Origin of the sequence: Sphingomonas radicis, assembly GCF_051400635.1 — a bacterium.
In the GTDB taxonomy this organism is placed as follows: Bacteria; Pseudomonadota; Alphaproteobacteria; order Sphingomonadales; family Sphingomonadaceae; genus Sphingomonas.
The window spans coordinates 610,677-626,398 of sequence record NZ_JBLFFG010000002.1 but is presented as its reverse complement, the minus strand read 5'-3'; the positions used below and the strand labels follow the sequence as shown (position 1 = coordinate 626,398).

The following is a 15,722-nucleotide window of genomic DNA, read 5'->3' as shown; positions in this document are numbered from 1 at the left end:
AATGGCCCGGTTCTTAGCCGCGATTGCGACTGCAATCGTGTTCACCGCGGCGCCCACCATGGCGCAGACCACGCCTTTGCCGCCAGCCACTGCGATCGAGGCCAAGACCGCCCAGATCGACGCGCTGTTCGCCAAGTTCCAGGTGGAGACACCTACGCCCGGGCTCGTCTACGGCATCGTCGCCGACGGGCGGCTCGTCCATGTTCGCGGCTTCGGCGTTCAGGACCCGGTCTCCAAACGCACCGTCACGCCGGGCACCCTGTTCCGCATCGCCTCGATGACCAAGGCGTTCACCGCGCTCTCGATCCTGTCGCTCCGTGACGCCGGCAAGCTCTCGCTCGACGATCTCGCCGAGAAACATGTGCCGGAGATGCGGAACTGGAAATATCCGACAGCAGACAGTCCGCGCATCCGAATCCGCGATCTCCTCACGCACACCGCCGGCTTCGTCACCGACGATCCCTGGGGCGACCGCCAGACACCGATGCCCGACGCTGAGTTCACCCGCATGCTCGCAGCCGGCGTGCCGTTCAGCCGCACGCCGGGCATGGCGCATGAATATTCGAACTTCGGCTATGCGCTGCTGGGGCGCATCATCCAGAATGTCTCGGGCATGCCCTATCGCAGCTATGTCGAGCGGACGATCCTCGGCCCGCTCGGAATGACCTCTAGCGGCTATGAAGTGAGCGAGTGGCCGCTCGAGCGCCGCGCGATCGGCTATCGCTGGGAAGGCGATCGCTGGAAGGAAGAGCCGACGATGCGCCACGGCGCTTTCGGCGCGATGGGCGGGCTCCAGGTCAGCGCTAATGATTATGCCAAATGGATCGCCTTCCTGCTCTCCGCCTGGCCACCGCGCGACGATCCCGAGACAGGCCCGGTCCGGCGTTCCAGCGTGCGCGAGCTCACCCAGGGCTCCAACTTCGTCCGTACCGAGCGGCGCGCGGGAAGCACGGGGGAGGGGGCGTGCCTTCAGGCGCGGGCCTATGGCATGGGCTTCCGCATCGCCGAGGATTGCGAGCTCGGCCTGACGATGAGCCATGGCGGCGGTTATCCGGGCTATGGCAGCCATGTGCTGCTGCTTCCCGATCGCGGCATCGGCATCTTCGCCTTCACCAACCGCACCTATACCGGCGCCGCCGGTGTCGTGTGGGACGCGGCGATGCTGCTCCGGCGCGTGGGGAGCTCCCGGCCCGCGGCCCCGCCTAATGCATGGCTGACGCAGGCGCACGAGGCGGTTCGGACGATCTACGCTAAAGGCGACGTAACTGCCGCGCAATCGAGCCTCGCGATGAACTTCCTGATGGACCGCGACGCTGAGGACTGGAAGGCGGAGCTCGCTACGCTGCGCGGCCAGCTCGGCGCATGCGCGGGCAAGACCGAGCCGCTCCACGTCAACAGCGCGATGTCGGTCTCGTTTCGCTGGCATTGCGACAAGGGAATGCTCGACGGAATGATCCTGCTCGCGCCTACGAACCCGCCCACCATTCAGTCGTTGGGCTTTCGCGCGGTTCCTGCCCAGCCATGAAGACCGCCATCCTCTCGGACATACACGGCAACCTCGCCGCGCTCGAGGCAGTCATTGCGGACGCCGAGGCGCGGGGCTGCACGCGCGTCCTCAACCTGGGCGATATTCTCTCCGGGCCGCTTTGGCCGGCCGAGACTGCGAATTTCCTGATGGCGCGGGAATGGCCCACGATCGCGGGCAACCACGAGCGCCAGGTGCTGACGCTCCCGCCCGAGCGGATGAACCAGACCGACGCGTTCACCCGCGCGCAGCTATCGGATGCGCATCTCGGCTGGATGGCGGCGTTGCCACCCGTGCTCGCGCTCGAAAGCGTATTCCTCTGTCACGGCACGCCGCGCAGCGATCTGGAGCATTTCCTCGAAACCATCGAGCCGTCGGGTCTCCGCGAGGCGACTGACGCCGAGATATCGGAGCGGCTCGGCGAACGCTCCGAAGCGCTGACGCTTTGCGGTCATTCGCACCGTCCGGGGCAGCGCGCGCTCGCGGACGGGCGCATCGTCGCCAATCCCGGCAGTGTCGGGCTCCAGGCGTTCCACGACGATCATCCCTTCCGCTATGTCGTCGAGCTGGGCGATCCGCGCGCGCGATACGCAGTACTCGAAGGGGGCGAGTTGAGCTTCCACCGGGTGGCTTATGACCACGCCGCTGCGGCGACCAAGGCCGAGCGCGAGGGACGGCAGGACTGGGCACAGGCGCTTGCCACCGGCAGGGTGGGGAGCTGAGGCAGCCCCGGTCATGGTTCGCTACTCAGGATTCGCGATTGGATCGATGGCACGCGAGCTTCTAGATCCTCCCCCGCCAGGGGGAGGTGGCGCCGAAGGCGACGGAGGGGGAGGAAGCACGACGATGATTTATCGCCGTCCGCCCCCTCCGTCACGCTGCGCGTGCCACCTCCCTCTGGCGGGGGAGGATAGATTTGCTGCCGAGACGCCCCGCATCTCGCATCTACAATCGATACAATCGCCGGAGAACTGAATTTCGCCCCCCAATCAACGCCGGATCGGCCGCTGCTCGTCCAGCATGTTGCGGATCGCAGTCGCGGCGACGCTGGCCTCGCCCATCGCATGGCTGATTTGGTCGAGCCCCTTGGTGACGTCGCCCGCGGCGAACAGGCCCGGCACCGAAGTCCGCTGATGATCGTCGATCTCCAGGCACCCGTCCTCGGCTGCGCGCGCGCCTGCCTGGATTGCCAGTCCCGATCGGATGCGTGATCCGAGTGCGGGATAGATGCTGTCGAAGGCGAGCCGGCTATCGGCGGTGTTGACGCTGATCCGATCGCCTTCGATGCGGAAATCGCCGCAGGGGCCGTCGACGCGCACTATCCCCGCGTCGTCGAGCTCGGCGACGATCGCTTCGTCCAGTGCGTGCCCGCCCTCGGGCGCGATCAGCGTCACGTCGGCGGTGTAGCCGCGCAGGAACAGCGCCTCCCGCGCGCCATGGCCCTCGCTGCCCACGACGCCGATACGCTTGTCGGTGACTTCATAGCCGTCGCAGATCGGGCAGTAGCGGATCAGTCCGCGCGCCAGCGCTTCGTCGTGGATGCCCTCTGCCATTTCCGGGCGGTGGTTCACCACGCCCGTCGCGAGCAGCACCGCCCGCGCCGGATAGTCGCGCTCGCCGACCCGCACGATGAAGCCGTCGTCGGTGCAGCGCAGACCGGTGACTTCGGCCAGCTCGCGCACCGCGCCGAATTTCTCCGCCTGCGCCAGCATCAGCGCGAGCAGGTCCTTGCCCGCGATCCCGTCGGGATAGCCGGCGTGGTTGTTCGTACGTGGGATCAGCGCCGCGCGGCTGCTGCCGCTGTCGAACAATCGGATCTTGAGCAGGAAGCGCGCCAAGTAGATCGCGGCGGTCAGCCCCGCCGGCCCCGCGCCGATGATGATGCAATCGTCCATAGGGGCGGCGAACCGCTCGGAGGGGCGCCGGGTTCCGTCCGAGGCTCATCGCGCCTATTGCGGCCCGATGACCTTGTCCGGGGTTCCGCGCTATATGCTCGACGCGAACATCTGCATTCGCATGATGCGAAATGCGGATTGCCACGTCGCCCTCCGGGTGCGGCGGCAGCCGGCGGGAACGGTGGCGGTGTCCACAATCGTCTGCGCGGAGATCGCCCGGGGCGCGGCCCGGCGGGGCGGTGAAGCGCTTGCGTCGCTCGGCGCGCTCCTCGATAGCCTGGCCGTCATGCCGTTCGATCTCGCCGCGGCGCATGCTTTTCCGGCAGCGGCCAAGGCGCGCGGCGGGTTCGACCGGCTGATAGCCGCGCATGCCCTCGCGCTGGACGCGACGCTGATCACCTGCAACACGCGCGACTTCCGGGACGTGCCCGGGCTTCGCATCGAGGATTGGACCGTCTGATCGTGACCTTCGCCGCCACCGTCCTCACGCTATATCCGGAGATGTTTCCGGGCCCGCTCGGCGTCTCGCTCGCCGGTCGCGCGCTTCGCGAGGGGCTGTGGAGCCTCGAGACGGTGCAGATCCGCGATTTCGCGACCGACAAGCACCGCTCGGTCGACGATACGCCGGCAGGGGGCGGGGCAGGGATGGTGATGCGCGCGGACGTGCTCGCCTCGGCTCTCGACAGCGTTCCTGCGGGCCGTCCGGTTCTCGCGATGACCCCTCGCGGCAAGCCGCTTGCCCAGGCCCGCGTGCGCGAACTCGCGGCAGGGCCCGGGGTGACGATCCTGTGCGGCCGGTTCGAGGGGATCGACGAGCGCCTGTTCGAGGGCCGCGAGATCGAGCAGGTGTCGATCGGCGACTATATCCTCTCGGGCGGCGAGATGGCAGCGCTGACGCTGCTCGACGCTTGCATTCGGCTCGTTCCCGGAGTAATGGGCGCGCCTTCCAGCGGCATGGACGAGAGCTTCGAAACGGGGCTGCTCGAATATCCGCAATATACCCGACCTGTCGAATGGGAAGGGCGCACGATCCCCGAAGTGCTGCGATCGGGGGATCATGCGAAGATCGAGACCTGGCGAAGAGCACAGGCGGAGATCGATACACGGCTACGGAGGCCGGATCTTTGGGAGCGCCATGAGGGCGCTCGGGTCCAACCTCCCTCTGGCGCGCGGCGACGTAGACAGGACGAAGACCAATGAACCTGATCCAGACGCTCGAAGCCGAGCAGATCGCCAAGTTCAACGAGGCGAAGAAGATTCCGGAATTCCGCCCCGGCGACACGCTGAAGGTCGGCGTGAAGGTCGTCGAAGGCGAGCGCACCCGCGTGCAGAACTATGAGGGCGTGTGCATCGCCCGCGCCAACAAGGGCATGGGTTCGAGCTTCACGGTCCGCAAGATTTCGTTCGGCGAGGGCGTCGAGCGCGTCTTCCCGCTCTATTCGCCGAACATCGAGTCGATCGAAGTCGTTCGCCGCGGTGTCGTGCGTCGCGCCAAGCTCTATTATCTGCGCGGCCGCACCGGCAAGTCGGCCCGTATCGCCGAGCGCCGCGACGTGCGCCCGACGGAAGAGGTCGCAGCCGCCGAATAAGCTTTCGAGCGGGGCAAATCGAAGGGGCGCGGTGGCCAGGCTACCGCGCCCCTTTTCGCATGCGTTGCAGATTCAGCCGGGACGCGGTGGCCGTCGCCAAGTGCGGGGAACGGCCGGAAACCGAATGGGGGAGAGATGCGGCTGGGCGCTCGAACGCGCAATTTTCGCCGGGAGCGCAAAGAATCGCCTCGCGATCCGCCAGCCTCTGCAAATGCATCTATAATGGTGAATAAGATGCTAACGAAAGGCGAGCCCGTGTTCGATGCGACGATTTCCCAGCCCTGGACCCTCAGTCGCCGCGACGCAGCGCAGATGCTCCGCGACGAGCTGACGCATTTCGAGCGCTGCCCGATGTGCGCTCAGTTCATCGATCGGCGCGACATTTACGCCGTGATGCATCACCTGCCGGTGGGGCATCAGCCGACACCGATGCACTGAGGTTCCGCCCCAGGTCGGCCGATTAGCACCCAAGTCTTTACCCGACGCCGCGCTCCCGCAATAACGCACGCTTTCATCCGCCGTCCGGCGGAACGGGTCTTCCGGAGAATCGGGAATGCGCAAATGGTTGCTGGGCCTTGCTTTGCTTTCGTCGGGGGTGGCTGTGACGGCTGATCGTGCGGTGGCGCAGACCCAAGGTCTCACGCTCGAGCGCGTGTTCGCCAGCCCCGAGCTCAGCGGCCCGACGCCGCGCAAGCTCAAGCTCTCGCCCGACGGCCGCTGGGTCACGCTGCTGCGTAACCGCGCCGACGAGAAGGAACGTTTCGATCTCTGGGCTATGGACACGCGCACCGGCGAGTGGCGGATGCTCGTCGATTCGAAGAAGCTCGGCACCGGCGCCGAGCTGTCCGAGGCCGAGAAGATGCAGCGCGAGCGCGCCCGCATCGGCGGCACCAAGGGCATCGTCGCTTACGACTGGTCGCCGGACGGCAAGTCGATCCTCGTGCCGCTCGACGGCGAGCTCTACCTGGCTACGCTCGACGGCCAGGCTTCCAGGCTCCCCGCAGCCGCCGGCCCCAAGCTCAACGCCGTCGTCAGCCAGGCCGGCCGCTACGCCAGCTATGTCCAGGACCAGAACCTGGTCGTGATGGAACTCGCATCGGGCACCGCACGCCGCGTCACGCAGGACGGTGCCGGAACGGTGCATTGGGGCGAGGCCGAGTTCGTCGCGCAGGAGGAAATGGGCCGCACGACTGGCTTCTGGTGGTCGCACGACGACAGCCGAGTCGCGGTCGAGCGCTTCGACGAGGCGCCGGTGGGTATCGTCTCGCGCGCCGCGATCGGGGCCGAGGGCACCAACCTCTACCAGCAGCGCTACCCCAAGGCGGGGACGCCGAACGTGCTGGTCGAGCTCCATGTGATGGACCCCGACGGTGGCAATCGCGTGAAGGTGGATCTGGGCACGGACCCGGACATCTATCTGGCGCGCGTGAATTGGTCGCGCGACGGCAAGACCCTCTACGTCCAGCGCCAGAACCGCGACCAGACCGTGCTCGACGTGCTCGCGGTCGATCCGGCGACGGGCAAGTCCAGTGTCCTGTTCAGCGAAAAGTCCGGGCCGAAGAGCTGGGTCAACCTGTCCAACGCGCTCACCCCGCTCGATGATGGCAGCCTGATCTGGTGGTCCGAGCGCAACGGCCACGGCCATCTCTATCGCTTCGCCAAGGGCAAATGGACCCAACTCACCAAAGGCGATTGGGAAGTCGCGCCCGAGATGATCGGCGTCGATCGCGATGGCCAGCGCGTCTTCTTTCTCGGCAACAAGGACGGGGTGCTCGAACGGCACCTCTATTCGGCGAGCTACGCCAGGCCCGGCGCAGTCACGCGGCTGACCGAGGCGGGCTGGTGGAACAGCGCCGTGATCGACGACAGCGGCACCCGTGCTATCGTCACCCGCTCGAACGTGAGCCAGCCGACGCAGGTCTATCTGGCCGACACTGCGGGCAAGCGCCTTGCCTGGGTGAGCGAGAATTCGGTCGCGTCGGCGGACCATCCCTATCACCCCTATGTCGCCGGCCATCGCCAGCGCAGCTTCGGCACGATCAAGGGCCCGGACGGCACGACGCTCAACTGGGAGATGGTCACTCCCGAGCTCGAGCCCGGCAAGCGCTACCCGGTGTTCTTCGAACATTATGGCGGTCCGCACTCGCAGAAGGTGAGCCACGCCTGGGGCGGGGCGCTCCAGCAATATATCGTCGACCGCGGCTATATCTGGTTCCAGATCGACAACCGCGGCTCGGCCAATCGCGGCAAGGCGTTCGAGGACGCGATCTGGCACGCGATGGGCAGCGTCGAGGTCGAGGACCAGGTGGCAGGCGCCAATTATCTCAAGACGCTCGACTTCGTCGATCCCGCGAAGATCGTCACCTATGGCTGGTCCTACGGCGGCTACATGACGCTCAAGATGCTCGAAAAAGCGCCCGGCACGTTCGCGGCGGGTATCGCGGGCGCGCCGGTGAGCAAATGGGAGCTCTACGACACCCATTACACCGAGCGCTACATGGGCGATCCGACCAAGGTTCCCGAGGCGTACAGGGCATCGGACACGATCGGAGACGCGGCGAAGATCGTCGATCCGCTGCTCATCATCCACGGCATGGCCGACGACAATGTCGTGCTCGAGCACACCACCTCGATGGCCGCCACGCTCCAGCAGCAGAAGGTGCCGTTCGAGATGATGCTCTATCCGGGCCACACCCACCGCGTCGGCGGACCGGGAGTCAGCGAGCATCTGTGGACGACGATCCTGGATTTCCTCGATCGCCAGACGGGGAGCAACGGCAAGAAGTGACTCCATCTATCCTCCCCCGCCAGGGGGAGGTGGCATGCGAAGCATGACGGAGGGGGAGGAAGCACGCCGCTCATGTTCTGGCATCCGCCCCCTCCGTCGCCTTTGGCGCCACCTCCCCCTGGCGGGGGAGGATAGGGAAAACGCCTCCGAAGAGACTTTCCGAAAATTATCCAATTCGGCCCTCGCCACGCAGCATTTGTTCTGCTACCGGCGCCGCATGCTTCGAAAACCGCGAACTACTTCGCGAACTACTCCGCGAATTATCACCCGCGCCTGAGCTCAGGCGCGTGCAAAGCAGCGCTTTGCTTCGAAGCAACGGGAATGCGCTGGCATTCCGCAACATCCACCACCAAATGAACCGTTCGTCGCCACACGTGCGACGATCCTGATGGAAGGACGAAAATGGGCTACCGTGTCGTGGTCGCAGGCGCCACCGGCAATGTCGGGCGTGAAATGCTGAACATCCTCGCCGAGCGAGAATTTCCGATCGACGAACTCGCCGTGCTCGCCTCCGCGCGCAGCCAGGGCGACGAGATCGATTTCGGCGAGACCGGCAAGAAGTTCAAGGTCCAGAACATCGAGAATTTCGATCCCAAGGGCTGGGACATGGCGCTGTTCGCGATCGGCTCGGAAGGCTCGAAGCTGCACGCTCCGCGCTTCGCCGCGGCGGGCTGCACCGTGATCGACAATGCGTCGCTCTACCGCATGGATCCGGACGTGCCGCTGATCGTCCCCGAAGTGAATCCCGAGGCGATCGACGGCTATACCAAGCGCAACATCATCGCGAACCCCAACTGCTCGACCGCGCAGATGGTGGTAGCGCTGAAGCCGCTCCATGACGCTGCGAAGATCAAGCGCGTCGTCGTCGCGACCTATCAGTCGGTTTCCGGCGCGGGCAAGGCGGGGATGGACGAGCTGTTCGAGCAGAGCCGCAACATCTTCGTCGGCGATCCCGCCACGCCGAGCAAGTTCACCAAGCAGATCGCCTTCAACGTGATCCCGCACATCGACAGCTTCCTCGACGACGGCTCGACCAAGGAAGAGTGGAAGATGGTGGTCGAGACCAAGAAGATCCTCGATCCCAAGATCAAGGTGACCGCGACCTGCGTACGCGTCCCCGTGTTCGTCGGCCATTCGGAAGCGATCAACATCGAGTTCGAGGACGAGATCTCGGCGGCCAAGGCGAAGAGCATCCTGCGCGAGGCGCCCGGGGTGATGCTCATCGATAAGCATGAGGACGGCGGATACGTCACGCCGATCGAATGCGTTGGCGAATACGCCACCTTCGTCAGCCGCGTCCGGGAGGACCCGACCGTCGAGAGCGGCCTTTCGCTGTGGTGCGTTTCGGACAACCTCCGCAAGGGCGCCGCGCTCAACGCAGTGCAGATCGCCGAGCTGCTCGGCCGCCGGCATCTCAAGAAGGCGGCCTGACGGCGATCGCCGGAGGAGGCTCGAATGGCACAGGCCCCGGAGCGATCCGGGGCCTTTTCCGATTCAGTGCCCCGCGGCCGCGGGATCGTTCTCCACGCGCCCGCGCGGCTTCTGGAGCAGCACTACCAGTGGCACGCTGATCGCGGTGACGATCGCCATCAGCCAGAAGTCGTTGAGATAGGCGATCATCGATGCCTGGCGGTTCACCTCGGCGTCCATCATCGCAGTCACCGTCGTCGCCGAGGCGCCCATGGCCTGCGCTGCGCCCGCGACGCCGTTCATCGTCGTCGCAGTGACGTGCTCGCCCAGATACTGGTGGCTACGCTGGATGCTCTGCGCGAGGATCGCGCTGACCGCCGAGATGCCCACCGACGCGCCGATGTTGCGCGTCAGGTTGAGCAGGCTCGATCCCTCGGTGCGGAAATGCGGGGGAAGACCCGCAAAGGCCAGGCCGTTGAGCGGCATGAAGACCAGGCCGAGGCCGAGCCCCTGGATGAAGCCCGAGAGGATGAACGGCGTGCTGCCCATCATCAGCGTCCAGCCGGACATCTCCCACAGCGAAGCCGCTGCGATCGCCAGCCCGATCCCCACCGACCAGCGCGGATCGAGCCAGCCGCGCTGGATCAGCTGCGCGCCCACGAACATGGTGAGCACCACGCCCACGCCGCGCGGCATCAGCAGCAGCCCGGTGTCGAACACCGAATAGCCGTATAGATTCTGCAGCATCGGCGGCAGCAGTGCCATCGTCGCCATCATCACCAGGCCGATTACCAGCATGAAGAAGATTCCGGTGACCAGGTTGCGATGCTTCCACAGCTCGCGCTCGAACATCGGGTTCTTGCCCGTGAACAGGTGGACGAAGAACATCCAGAAGGCGATGATCGCCACCAGCATCTCCACCCAGATCTCGGTCGAAGAGAACCAGTCCTGATCTTGGCCGCGGTCGAGCATCAGCTGGAGCGAGGCGATGGCGATCGCGAGCAGGCTGAAGCCGAAAACGTCAAACTGCCGCTTGCGGATCGGCCGGCTGGGCAGCAGCCACCACAGGATCGCGAAGCAGACCACGCCCACGGGCAGGTTGACGTAGAACACCCAGCGCCAGTCGAAATTGTCGGTCAGATAGCCGCCGATCAGCGGGCCCATGATCGGGCCGACCATGATGCCCATGCCCCAGATCGACATCGCCCGGCCCTGGTCCTCGGGCTTGTTGATGTCGAGCATCACCGTCTGACTCAGCGGATTGAGGAAGGCCGCCGAGATGCCCTGGATGATGCGGAAGAGCACCATTTCCTCGAGCGTCTGGGCAGCCCCGCACAGCGCCGAGGCGACGATGAAGCCGATCGTCGCGAGCAGGAACAGGTTGCGCGAGCCGATCCGGTCCGAGAGCCAGCCGGTGATCGGGATCGCGATGGCCGAAGCGACGATATAGCTGGTCAGTACCCAGTTGATCGTGTCGCGCGTCGCTCCCAGCGCCGCCTGCATATGCGGGATCGCGACGTTTGCGATCGTTGTATCCAGGATCTGCATGATCGTGGCCATCATCACGCCCAGCGTGAGGAGGCCCTTGTACTTCACCGGGAGGGCGGCGCCGCCTGTATCCGGGCGGGGAGGCGAGGGAGGCGCCTCACCCGCCCGGCTGGCGCGGCCGGGGGCTGCCGTCGCCATCTCAGTCGCAGGCTCCGTTGAACACCACCTCGACGTCGGCCGAGAGGCCGGCGATCATCTCGCGCGGGCTCTTGCCGTCGATCGCGATGCGGACCGGCACGCGCTGGGTGACCTTCACCCAGTTGCCGTTGGCGTTCTGCGCAGGGAGCACCGAGAATTCGGATCCGGTGCCCGCGCCGATCGATTCGACATGCCCCTTGAGCTTGAGCCCGGGATAGGCGTCGAAGGTCACCACCGCGCATTGCCCGGGGCGCATCTTGTCGAGGTCGGTCTCTTTGAAGTTCGCCTCGATCCACGCCGGGCGGTCGGAAACGATCGTCACTGCCGGCATACCCGTGATCATCTGCTGGCCTACTTGCAGACTCTTGGTCTGGCTGACGGTGCCGCTTACCGGCGCCAGCACGGTCGTGCGCTGCAGGTCGAGCTGCGCCTTGGCGAGCTGGACGCGCGCCGCTGCGATCGCGGGATTCTCGCCGGGCACCGCAGCGCCGGTGGCGAGCTTGGCGCGCGCCTCCGCGGCTTCCGACTGCGCGTTCTGGAGCTGCGCGCGCGCCTGCTCGAGCGCGTGCTGCGCGGCCTGGAAGTTGGCGCGCGTGGTGAAGCCCCGCTGCATCAGCGCAGCCTGGCGGTCATAGTCCTCGGTCGCCTGCGCGATCCGGTCCTGCGCGGCCTGGATGTCGGCGCCGGTGCCCTGATAGCTCACCCGATCGGTGTTGAGCTGGACCTGCGCGGCCGCGATCGCCGCCTGCGCCTGCGCCACGGCGATGCGATAGGGCTCGGGGTCGATCCGGAAGAGCAGGTCGCCGGCCTTGACGACCTGGTTCTCCTTCACGCCGACCTGGACGATGCGCCCCGCGACATCGGCGGAGACCGAGGTCTTGTCCTGCTGGACATAGGCATTGTCGGTCGACACGCTGCCGCCCGAGGTCAGCCAGAAATAGCCGACGATCGCGACGATGATCAGTGGCACGCCGAACATCAGCAGTGGGCGCAGCCACCTGCGCTTGGCGCGCGGCTCGGCTTCCGCCGCAGCAGCGGTTTCTGCCGGCGGGGCCGCGGGCGTTGCCTCGGCGCGCTCGATCTCGATGGCTTCGTTCTTTTGGATCTTGGGGTCTGCGTCAGCCATTGGCCGCCTCTTTGCTCTCGTGTCCCTGAGTCATGTTGGATCGGATCGTGTTGAGCGATTCGATCAGTTCGGTGCGCTGGCGGGCATCCAGCCCCTGCAGCGCCTGCTCGATCATCTCGCCGGCGATGCCGTGCAGCTCGTCCAGCACCGGCCGCGCCTTGTCGGTCAGATAGATGCGCCACGCGCGCCGATCAGCGGGATCGCGGCGGCGCTCGACGAGCCCGGCTTCCTCAAGCCGATCGATCATCCGGCAGCAGGTGATCGGCTCGACCTCGAGCAACTCGGCGAGCTGTCCTTGGTTGAGTCCCTCGCGCCGTTCTAGGATCTTGAGCGTGCGCCACTGCGGGCCGGTCGCGCCGCTCTTGCGCGCGCGCTCGTCGAAGCGGCGGCGCATCAGGCGCGACACATCGCTCATCAGAAAGCCCAGGGTTTCGGTCATAGCGCGCACATAATAAGCAGGCTTATAAATAGCAATTGAGGACCTGAATGCATATTGCGACGCAGCAATTGCAAGGAGAGCAACATGGCTGAGGAAGTGACGGGCGGGTGCCAGTGCGGCCGCATCCGCTATCGCGCGACGATCGAGGACGACGACGGCTATCTCTGCCACTGCCGCATGTGCCAGCGCGCGACCGGCGGCGTCTCGATTGCGTTCAAGAACCTGCCCAGGGCCGTGGTGCGCTGGGAGCGCGAGCCCGATCGCTACCAATCCTCGCCGATCGCGCAGCGCGGCTTCTGCGCCGCCTGCGGCACGCCGCTCACCTATGAAGCGCATGGCCATGACAGGATGGACCTGACGCTCGGCAGCTTCGACGATCCGTATCGCTTCCACCCCGTCGAGCACTCGGGCTGCGAGAGCTGGCACCGCGACTGGCTTGACACCAGCCACTTGCCCGCCTCACGGACCGACGAGAACCCGAACATGGTCAAACGCTGGATGGACGCCGTTGGCAAACTCCCCGATTGAAATGCACCGCTTCCAGAGCTTCGACGGCGTCGAGCTCGCCTGGCACGAGATGGGGGAGCCCTCGGGCCGCCCCGTAGTGCTCATCCACGGCTATTTCTCCACGGCCGAGGTCAACTGGATCAAATACGGCCATGCCGCGAAGCTTGCCGCGCTTGGCTTCCGCGTCATCCTGCCGGACCTGCGCGGCCACGGGCAGAGCGCCAGGCCGCACGATCCCGCCGCCTATCCGCCCGACGTGCTGATGCGTGACGGCTTCGCGCTGATCGAGCATCTCGGCCTCGTCGATTACGATCTCGGCGGCTATTCGCTTGGCGGGCGGACGACGCTTCGTATGCTGGTCAACGGCGCGAAACCCCGCCGCGCGGTGCTGTGCGGCATGGGCCTGGCGGGGCTCACCGACACCCGCGGGCGCGGCACCTATTTCAAGCGCGTGCTCACCAACCTCGGCACCTTCGAGCGCGGTACCAGCGAATGGATGACGGAGGCTTTCCTCAAGACCACCAAGGGCGATCCCGAGGCGCTGCTGCTCATCCTCCAGACTTTCGTCGATACGCCCGAGGCCGAGATCGCCGCGATCCACATCCCGACACTGGTCGTCACCGGTGCCGAGGATTTCGACAACGGATCGGCGCAGGAAGTCGCCGATCTGCTCCCCGACGGCCGCTTCGTCGAGATCCCCGGCAACCACATGAGCGCAGTGATGCGGCCCGAGCTCGGCGACGCGATAGCGGAGTTTCTCTCCGCTTGACGGCTCGGGAACCCCGCGCGACTGTCGCGCCATCCAAGGTCTCAGGGGTTCCCAGAATATGATCCGCACCGGCATTTCGATGCTCGCGCTCGCCTCGTTGCTCGCCGCGGCGCCGCTGGGCGCGCGCGATCGCGACGGCGAAGTCGTCCAGACCGCCCACACCGCTGCCCAGGCCAAGGCCTTCGTCGCCGATGCCGAAGCGAAGCTTTTCGCCCAGGGCGTCGTCGCTGCCCGTGCGGGTTGGGTCTACGAGACCTACATCACACCGGACACCGAAGCGCTCACCTCACGCGAGAATGCCGCGCTCACCAAGCTGCAGGTCGATCTGGCGCTAGCGGCGGCGAAGTTCGCCAATGTTCCCGGCCTCGATTACGACACCGCGCGCAAGCTCGGCATGCTCCGCAACAAGATCGTGCTGCCCGCGCCCGTCCGCGCCGGCGCGGCGGACGAACTGGCCGGGCTCTCCGCGAAGATCACCGGCATCTACGGCGCGGGCAGGGGAACGCTCGAGGGCAAGCCGATCAACGGCAGCGACATCGAGGCCGCGATGGGCGAGATCCGCGATCCCGCCAAGCTCAAGGAGATGTGGGTCAGCTGGCACGACAATGTCGGCACCCCGATGCGCGGTGACTACGCTAAGCTCGTCGGCATCGCCAACGAAGGCGCGAAGGGCCTCGGCTATGCCGACGTCGGCGCGATGTGGCGCTCGGGCTACGACATGGACCCCGATGCCTTTGCAGGCATGACCGACAGGATCTGGGACGATCTCAAGCCGCTCTACCTCGCGCTGCACACCTATGTGCGCCACAAGCTCAATGCCAAATACGGCGACGCCGTCCAGCCCGCGAAAGGCCCGATCCGCGCCGATCTGCTCGGCAACATGTGGGCGCAGGAATGGGGTAACATCTACGACGTCGTCGCCCCGCCGGGCGCGGGCAGCATCGGCTACGACGTCGGCGAGCTGCTCAAGGCCAAGAGCTATGACCATCTGAAGATGGTCCGAGCGGGCGAGGGCTTCTACAGCTCGCTCGGCTTCGCGCCCCTGCCTGAGAGCTTCTGGCAGCGTTCGCAGTTCGTGAAGCCGGCGGATCGCGAAGTCGTGTGCCACGCCTCGGCCTGGGACATCGACAATGTCGACGATCTGCGCATCAAGATGTGCATCAAGGTCAATGCCGATGATTTCGTGACGATCCACCACGAGCTCGGCCACAACTACTATCAGCGTGCCTACAACAAGCAGTCACCGCTCTATCTCGACGGCGCGAACGACGGCTTCCACGAAGCGATCGGCGATTTCGTCGCGCTCTCGATCACGCCCGATTACCTCGTCCAGATCGGCCTGCTCGACAAGGCGCAGGTGCCGAGCGCCGACAAGGACATCGGTCTGCTGCTACGCCAGGCGATGGACAAGGTGGCGTTCCTGCCCTTCGGCCTGCTCGTCGACAAATGGCGTTGGGGCGTCTTCTCGGGCCAGATCCCGGCGAACGGCTACCAGGCCGGCTGGGACAAGCTGCGCCTCCAGTATCAGGGCATCGTGCCGCCGGTGGCGCGCGACGAGAGCAGGTTCGATCCTGGCGCCAAGTTCCACATCCCGGCGACCACGCCCTACACGCGCTACTTCCTCGCGCGCGTGCTCCAGTTCCAATTCTACAAGGCGGCATGCGACCAGGCCGGCTGGAAAGGCCCGCTCCACCGCTGCTCCTTCTATGGGGACAAGCAAGTCGGCGCGCGGCTGAACAAGATGCTGGAAATGGGCGCGTCCAAGCCCTGGCCCGACGCGCTCCAGGAATTCACGGGAACGCGCGAAATGTCGGGCAAGGCCATGGCCGAATATTTCGCGCCGCTCAAACAATGGCTCGACGAGCAGAACAGGGGCCAGCCCCAGGGCTGGTGACCCTGGGCGAACCGGGCAGCTGCGGTCGTTCGGTCCTCCCCTGCCAGGAGGAAGGCGACGAACGGGTTCATCGCCCCCTCTGGTAAAAGGCCCG

At 66.0% G+C, this 15,722-nt stretch carries 15 protein-coding genes; 11 read left to right on the top strand and 4 right to left on the bottom strand.

From position 1 onward, the window contains the following. The first annotated feature begins 1 nt into the window (after position 1). Positions 2-1,525 carry a serine hydrolase domain-containing protein gene (locus ACMGDH_RS09760; RefSeq protein WP_436827750.1) on the top strand — a complete coding sequence of 508 codons (1,524 nt, stop codon included), beginning with the start codon at positions 2-4 and terminating at the stop codon, positions 1,523-1,525. After that, positions 1,522-2,247 (top strand): metallophosphoesterase family protein, encoded by a 726-nt coding sequence (locus ACMGDH_RS09755; RefSeq protein WP_436827749.1) that lies wholly within the window; start codon positions 1,522-1,524, stop codon positions 2,245-2,247. Before ACMGDH_RS09760 ends, ACMGDH_RS09755 begins: the two co-directional genes overlap by 4 nt. Before the next feature lie 267 nt (positions 2,248-2,514). On the opposite strand, the gene ACMGDH_RS09750 is transcribed toward ACMGDH_RS09755, so the two are convergent. Next, positions 2,515-3,420 (bottom strand): NAD(P)/FAD-dependent oxidoreductase, encoded by a 906-nt coding sequence (locus ACMGDH_RS09750; RefSeq protein ID WP_436827748.1) that lies wholly within the window; start codon positions 3,418-3,420, stop codon positions 2,515-2,517. A gap of 94 nt (positions 3,421-3,514) precedes the next feature. On the opposite strand from ACMGDH_RS09750, the gene ACMGDH_RS09745 reads away from it, so the two are divergent. The 6 genes from ACMGDH_RS09745 to ACMGDH_RS09720 all read left to right on the top strand — a co-directional run bounded on the left by ACMGDH_RS09745 (position 3,515) and on the right by ACMGDH_RS09720 (position 9,228). Beyond that, on the top strand, positions 3,515-3,880 hold the full coding sequence (locus tag ACMGDH_RS09745) for a type II toxin-antitoxin system VapC family toxin (RefSeq protein WP_436827747.1): 366 nt from the start codon (positions 3,515-3,517) through the stop codon (positions 3,878-3,880). A 2-nt stretch (positions 3,881-3,882) separates the two neighbouring features. Next, on the top strand, positions 3,883-4,620 hold the full coding sequence (gene trmD / locus ACMGDH_RS09740; RefSeq protein ID WP_436828233.1) for a tRNA (guanosine(37)-N1)-methyltransferase TrmD: 738 nt from the start codon (positions 3,883-3,885) through the stop codon (positions 4,618-4,620). Beyond that, the gene (rplS, locus tag ACMGDH_RS09735; RefSeq protein WP_436827746.1) at positions 4,617-5,009 is read left to right on the top strand and encodes a 50S ribosomal protein L19; all 393 of its coding nucleotides are present in this window, start codon (positions 4,617-4,619) and stop codon (positions 5,007-5,009) included. Before trmD ends, rplS begins: the two co-directional genes overlap by 4 nt. Before the next feature lie 234 nt (positions 5,010-5,243). Beyond that, the gene (locus tag ACMGDH_RS09730) at positions 5,244-5,447 is read left to right on the top strand and encodes a hypothetical protein (RefSeq protein WP_436827745.1); all 204 of its coding nucleotides are present in this window, start codon (positions 5,244-5,246) and stop codon (positions 5,445-5,447) included. A gap of 115 nt (positions 5,448-5,562) precedes the next feature. Beyond that, on the top strand, positions 5,563-7,797 hold the full coding sequence (locus ACMGDH_RS09725; RefSeq protein ID WP_436827744.1) for a S9 family peptidase: 2,235 nt from the start codon (positions 5,563-5,565) through the stop codon (positions 7,795-7,797). A gap of 402 nt (positions 7,798-8,199) precedes the next feature. Continuing rightward, on the top strand, positions 8,200-9,228 hold the full coding sequence (locus tag ACMGDH_RS09720; protein WP_436827743.1) for an aspartate-semialdehyde dehydrogenase: 1,029 nt from the start codon (positions 8,200-8,202) through the stop codon (positions 9,226-9,228). A gap of 63 nt (positions 9,229-9,291) precedes the next feature. Here the strand turns inward: ACMGDH_RS09720 and ACMGDH_RS09715 are convergent, their stop codons facing one another. Genes ACMGDH_RS09715 through ACMGDH_RS09705 form a run of 3 tightly spaced genes read right to left on the bottom strand, consistent with a single transcriptional unit; the run spans position 9,292 to position 12,458 of the window. Continuing rightward, positions 9,292-10,893: a DHA2 family efflux MFS transporter permease subunit gene (locus tag ACMGDH_RS09715; protein WP_436827742.1), complete on the bottom strand. Its 1,602-nt coding sequence runs from the start codon at positions 10,891-10,893 to the stop codon at positions 9,292-9,294. A gap of 1 nt (position 10,894) precedes the next feature. Then, positions 10,895-12,019: an HlyD family secretion protein gene (locus ACMGDH_RS09710; RefSeq protein ID WP_436827741.1), complete on the bottom strand. Its 1,125-nt coding sequence runs from the start codon at positions 12,017-12,019 to the stop codon at positions 10,895-10,897. After that, positions 12,012-12,458 carry a MarR family winged helix-turn-helix transcriptional regulator gene (locus ACMGDH_RS09705; RefSeq protein WP_436827740.1) on the bottom strand — a complete coding sequence of 149 codons (447 nt, stop codon included), beginning with the start codon at positions 12,456-12,458 and terminating at the stop codon, positions 12,012-12,014. Before ACMGDH_RS09705 ends, ACMGDH_RS09710 begins: the two co-directional genes overlap by 8 nt. A gap of 84 nt (positions 12,459-12,542) precedes the next feature. Here ACMGDH_RS09705 and ACMGDH_RS09700 point away from each other — a divergent pair, with 84 nt between their 5' ends. The 3 genes from ACMGDH_RS09700 to ACMGDH_RS09690 are packed head-to-tail and all read left to right on the top strand — an operon-like array spanning position 12,543 to position 15,628. Beyond that, the gene (locus ACMGDH_RS09700) at positions 12,543-12,986 is read left to right on the top strand and encodes a GFA family protein (protein ID WP_436827739.1); all 444 of its coding nucleotides are present in this window, start codon (positions 12,543-12,545) and stop codon (positions 12,984-12,986) included. Continuing rightward, positions 12,967-13,734, top strand: coding sequence for an alpha/beta fold hydrolase (locus ACMGDH_RS09695; protein ID WP_436827738.1), 768 nt, complete (start codon positions 12,967-12,969; stop codon positions 13,732-13,734). Before ACMGDH_RS09700 ends, ACMGDH_RS09695 begins: the two co-directional genes overlap by 20 nt. A gap of 58 nt (positions 13,735-13,792) precedes the next feature. Continuing rightward, positions 13,793-15,628, top strand: coding sequence for a M2 family metallopeptidase (locus tag ACMGDH_RS09690; protein ID WP_436827737.1), 1,836 nt, complete (start codon positions 13,793-13,795; stop codon positions 15,626-15,628). Positions 15,629-15,722 lie beyond the last annotated feature (94 nt).

What these genes read in the sequence shown, in the direction of transcription:
- ACMGDH_RS09750 (WP_436827748.1), bottom strand. Translation starts at nt 3,420, where the DNA reads ATGGACGATTGCATCATCATCGGCGCGGGGCCGGCGGGGCTGACCGCC.
- ACMGDH_RS09710 (WP_436827741.1), bottom strand. Translation starts at nt 12,019, where the DNA reads ATGGCTGACGCAGACCCCAAGATCCAAAAGAACGAAGCCATCGAGATC.
- ACMGDH_RS09705 (WP_436827740.1), bottom strand. Translation starts at nt 12,458, where the DNA reads ATGACCGAAACCCTGGGCTTTCTGATGAGCGATGTGTCGCGCCTGATG.
- ACMGDH_RS09700 (WP_436827739.1), top strand. Translation starts at nt 12,543, where the DNA reads ATGGCTGAGGAAGTGACGGGCGGGTGCCAGTGCGGCCGCATCCGCTAT.
- rplS (WP_436827746.1), top strand. Translation starts at nt 4,617, where the DNA reads ATGAACCTGATCCAGACGCTCGAAGCCGAGCAGATCGCCAAGTTCAAC.
- ACMGDH_RS09720 (WP_436827743.1), top strand. Translation starts at nt 8,200, where the DNA reads ATGGGCTACCGTGTCGTGGTCGCAGGCGCCACCGGCAATGTCGGGCGT.
- ACMGDH_RS09725 (WP_436827744.1), top strand. Translation starts at nt 5,563, where the DNA reads ATGCGCAAATGGTTGCTGGGCCTTGCTTTGCTTTCGTCGGGGGTGGCT.
- ACMGDH_RS09715 (WP_436827742.1), bottom strand. Translation starts at nt 10,893, where the DNA reads ATGGCGACGGCAGCCCCCGGCCGCGCCAGCCGGGCGGGTGAGGCGCCT.
- ACMGDH_RS09745 (WP_436827747.1), top strand. Translation starts at nt 3,515, where the DNA reads ATGCTCGACGCGAACATCTGCATTCGCATGATGCGAAATGCGGATTGC.
- ACMGDH_RS09755 (WP_436827749.1), top strand. Translation starts at nt 1,522, where the DNA reads ATGAAGACCGCCATCCTCTCGGACATACACGGCAACCTCGCCGCGCTC.
- ACMGDH_RS09730 (WP_436827745.1), top strand. Translation starts at nt 5,244, where the DNA reads ATGCTAACGAAAGGCGAGCCCGTGTTCGATGCGACGATTTCCCAGCCC.
- ACMGDH_RS09690 (WP_436827737.1), top strand. Translation starts at nt 13,793, where the DNA reads ATGATCCGCACCGGCATTTCGATGCTCGCGCTCGCCTCGTTGCTCGCC.
- ACMGDH_RS09760 (WP_436827750.1), top strand. Translation starts at nt 2, where the DNA reads ATGGCCCGGTTCTTAGCCGCGATTGCGACTGCAATCGTGTTCACCGCG.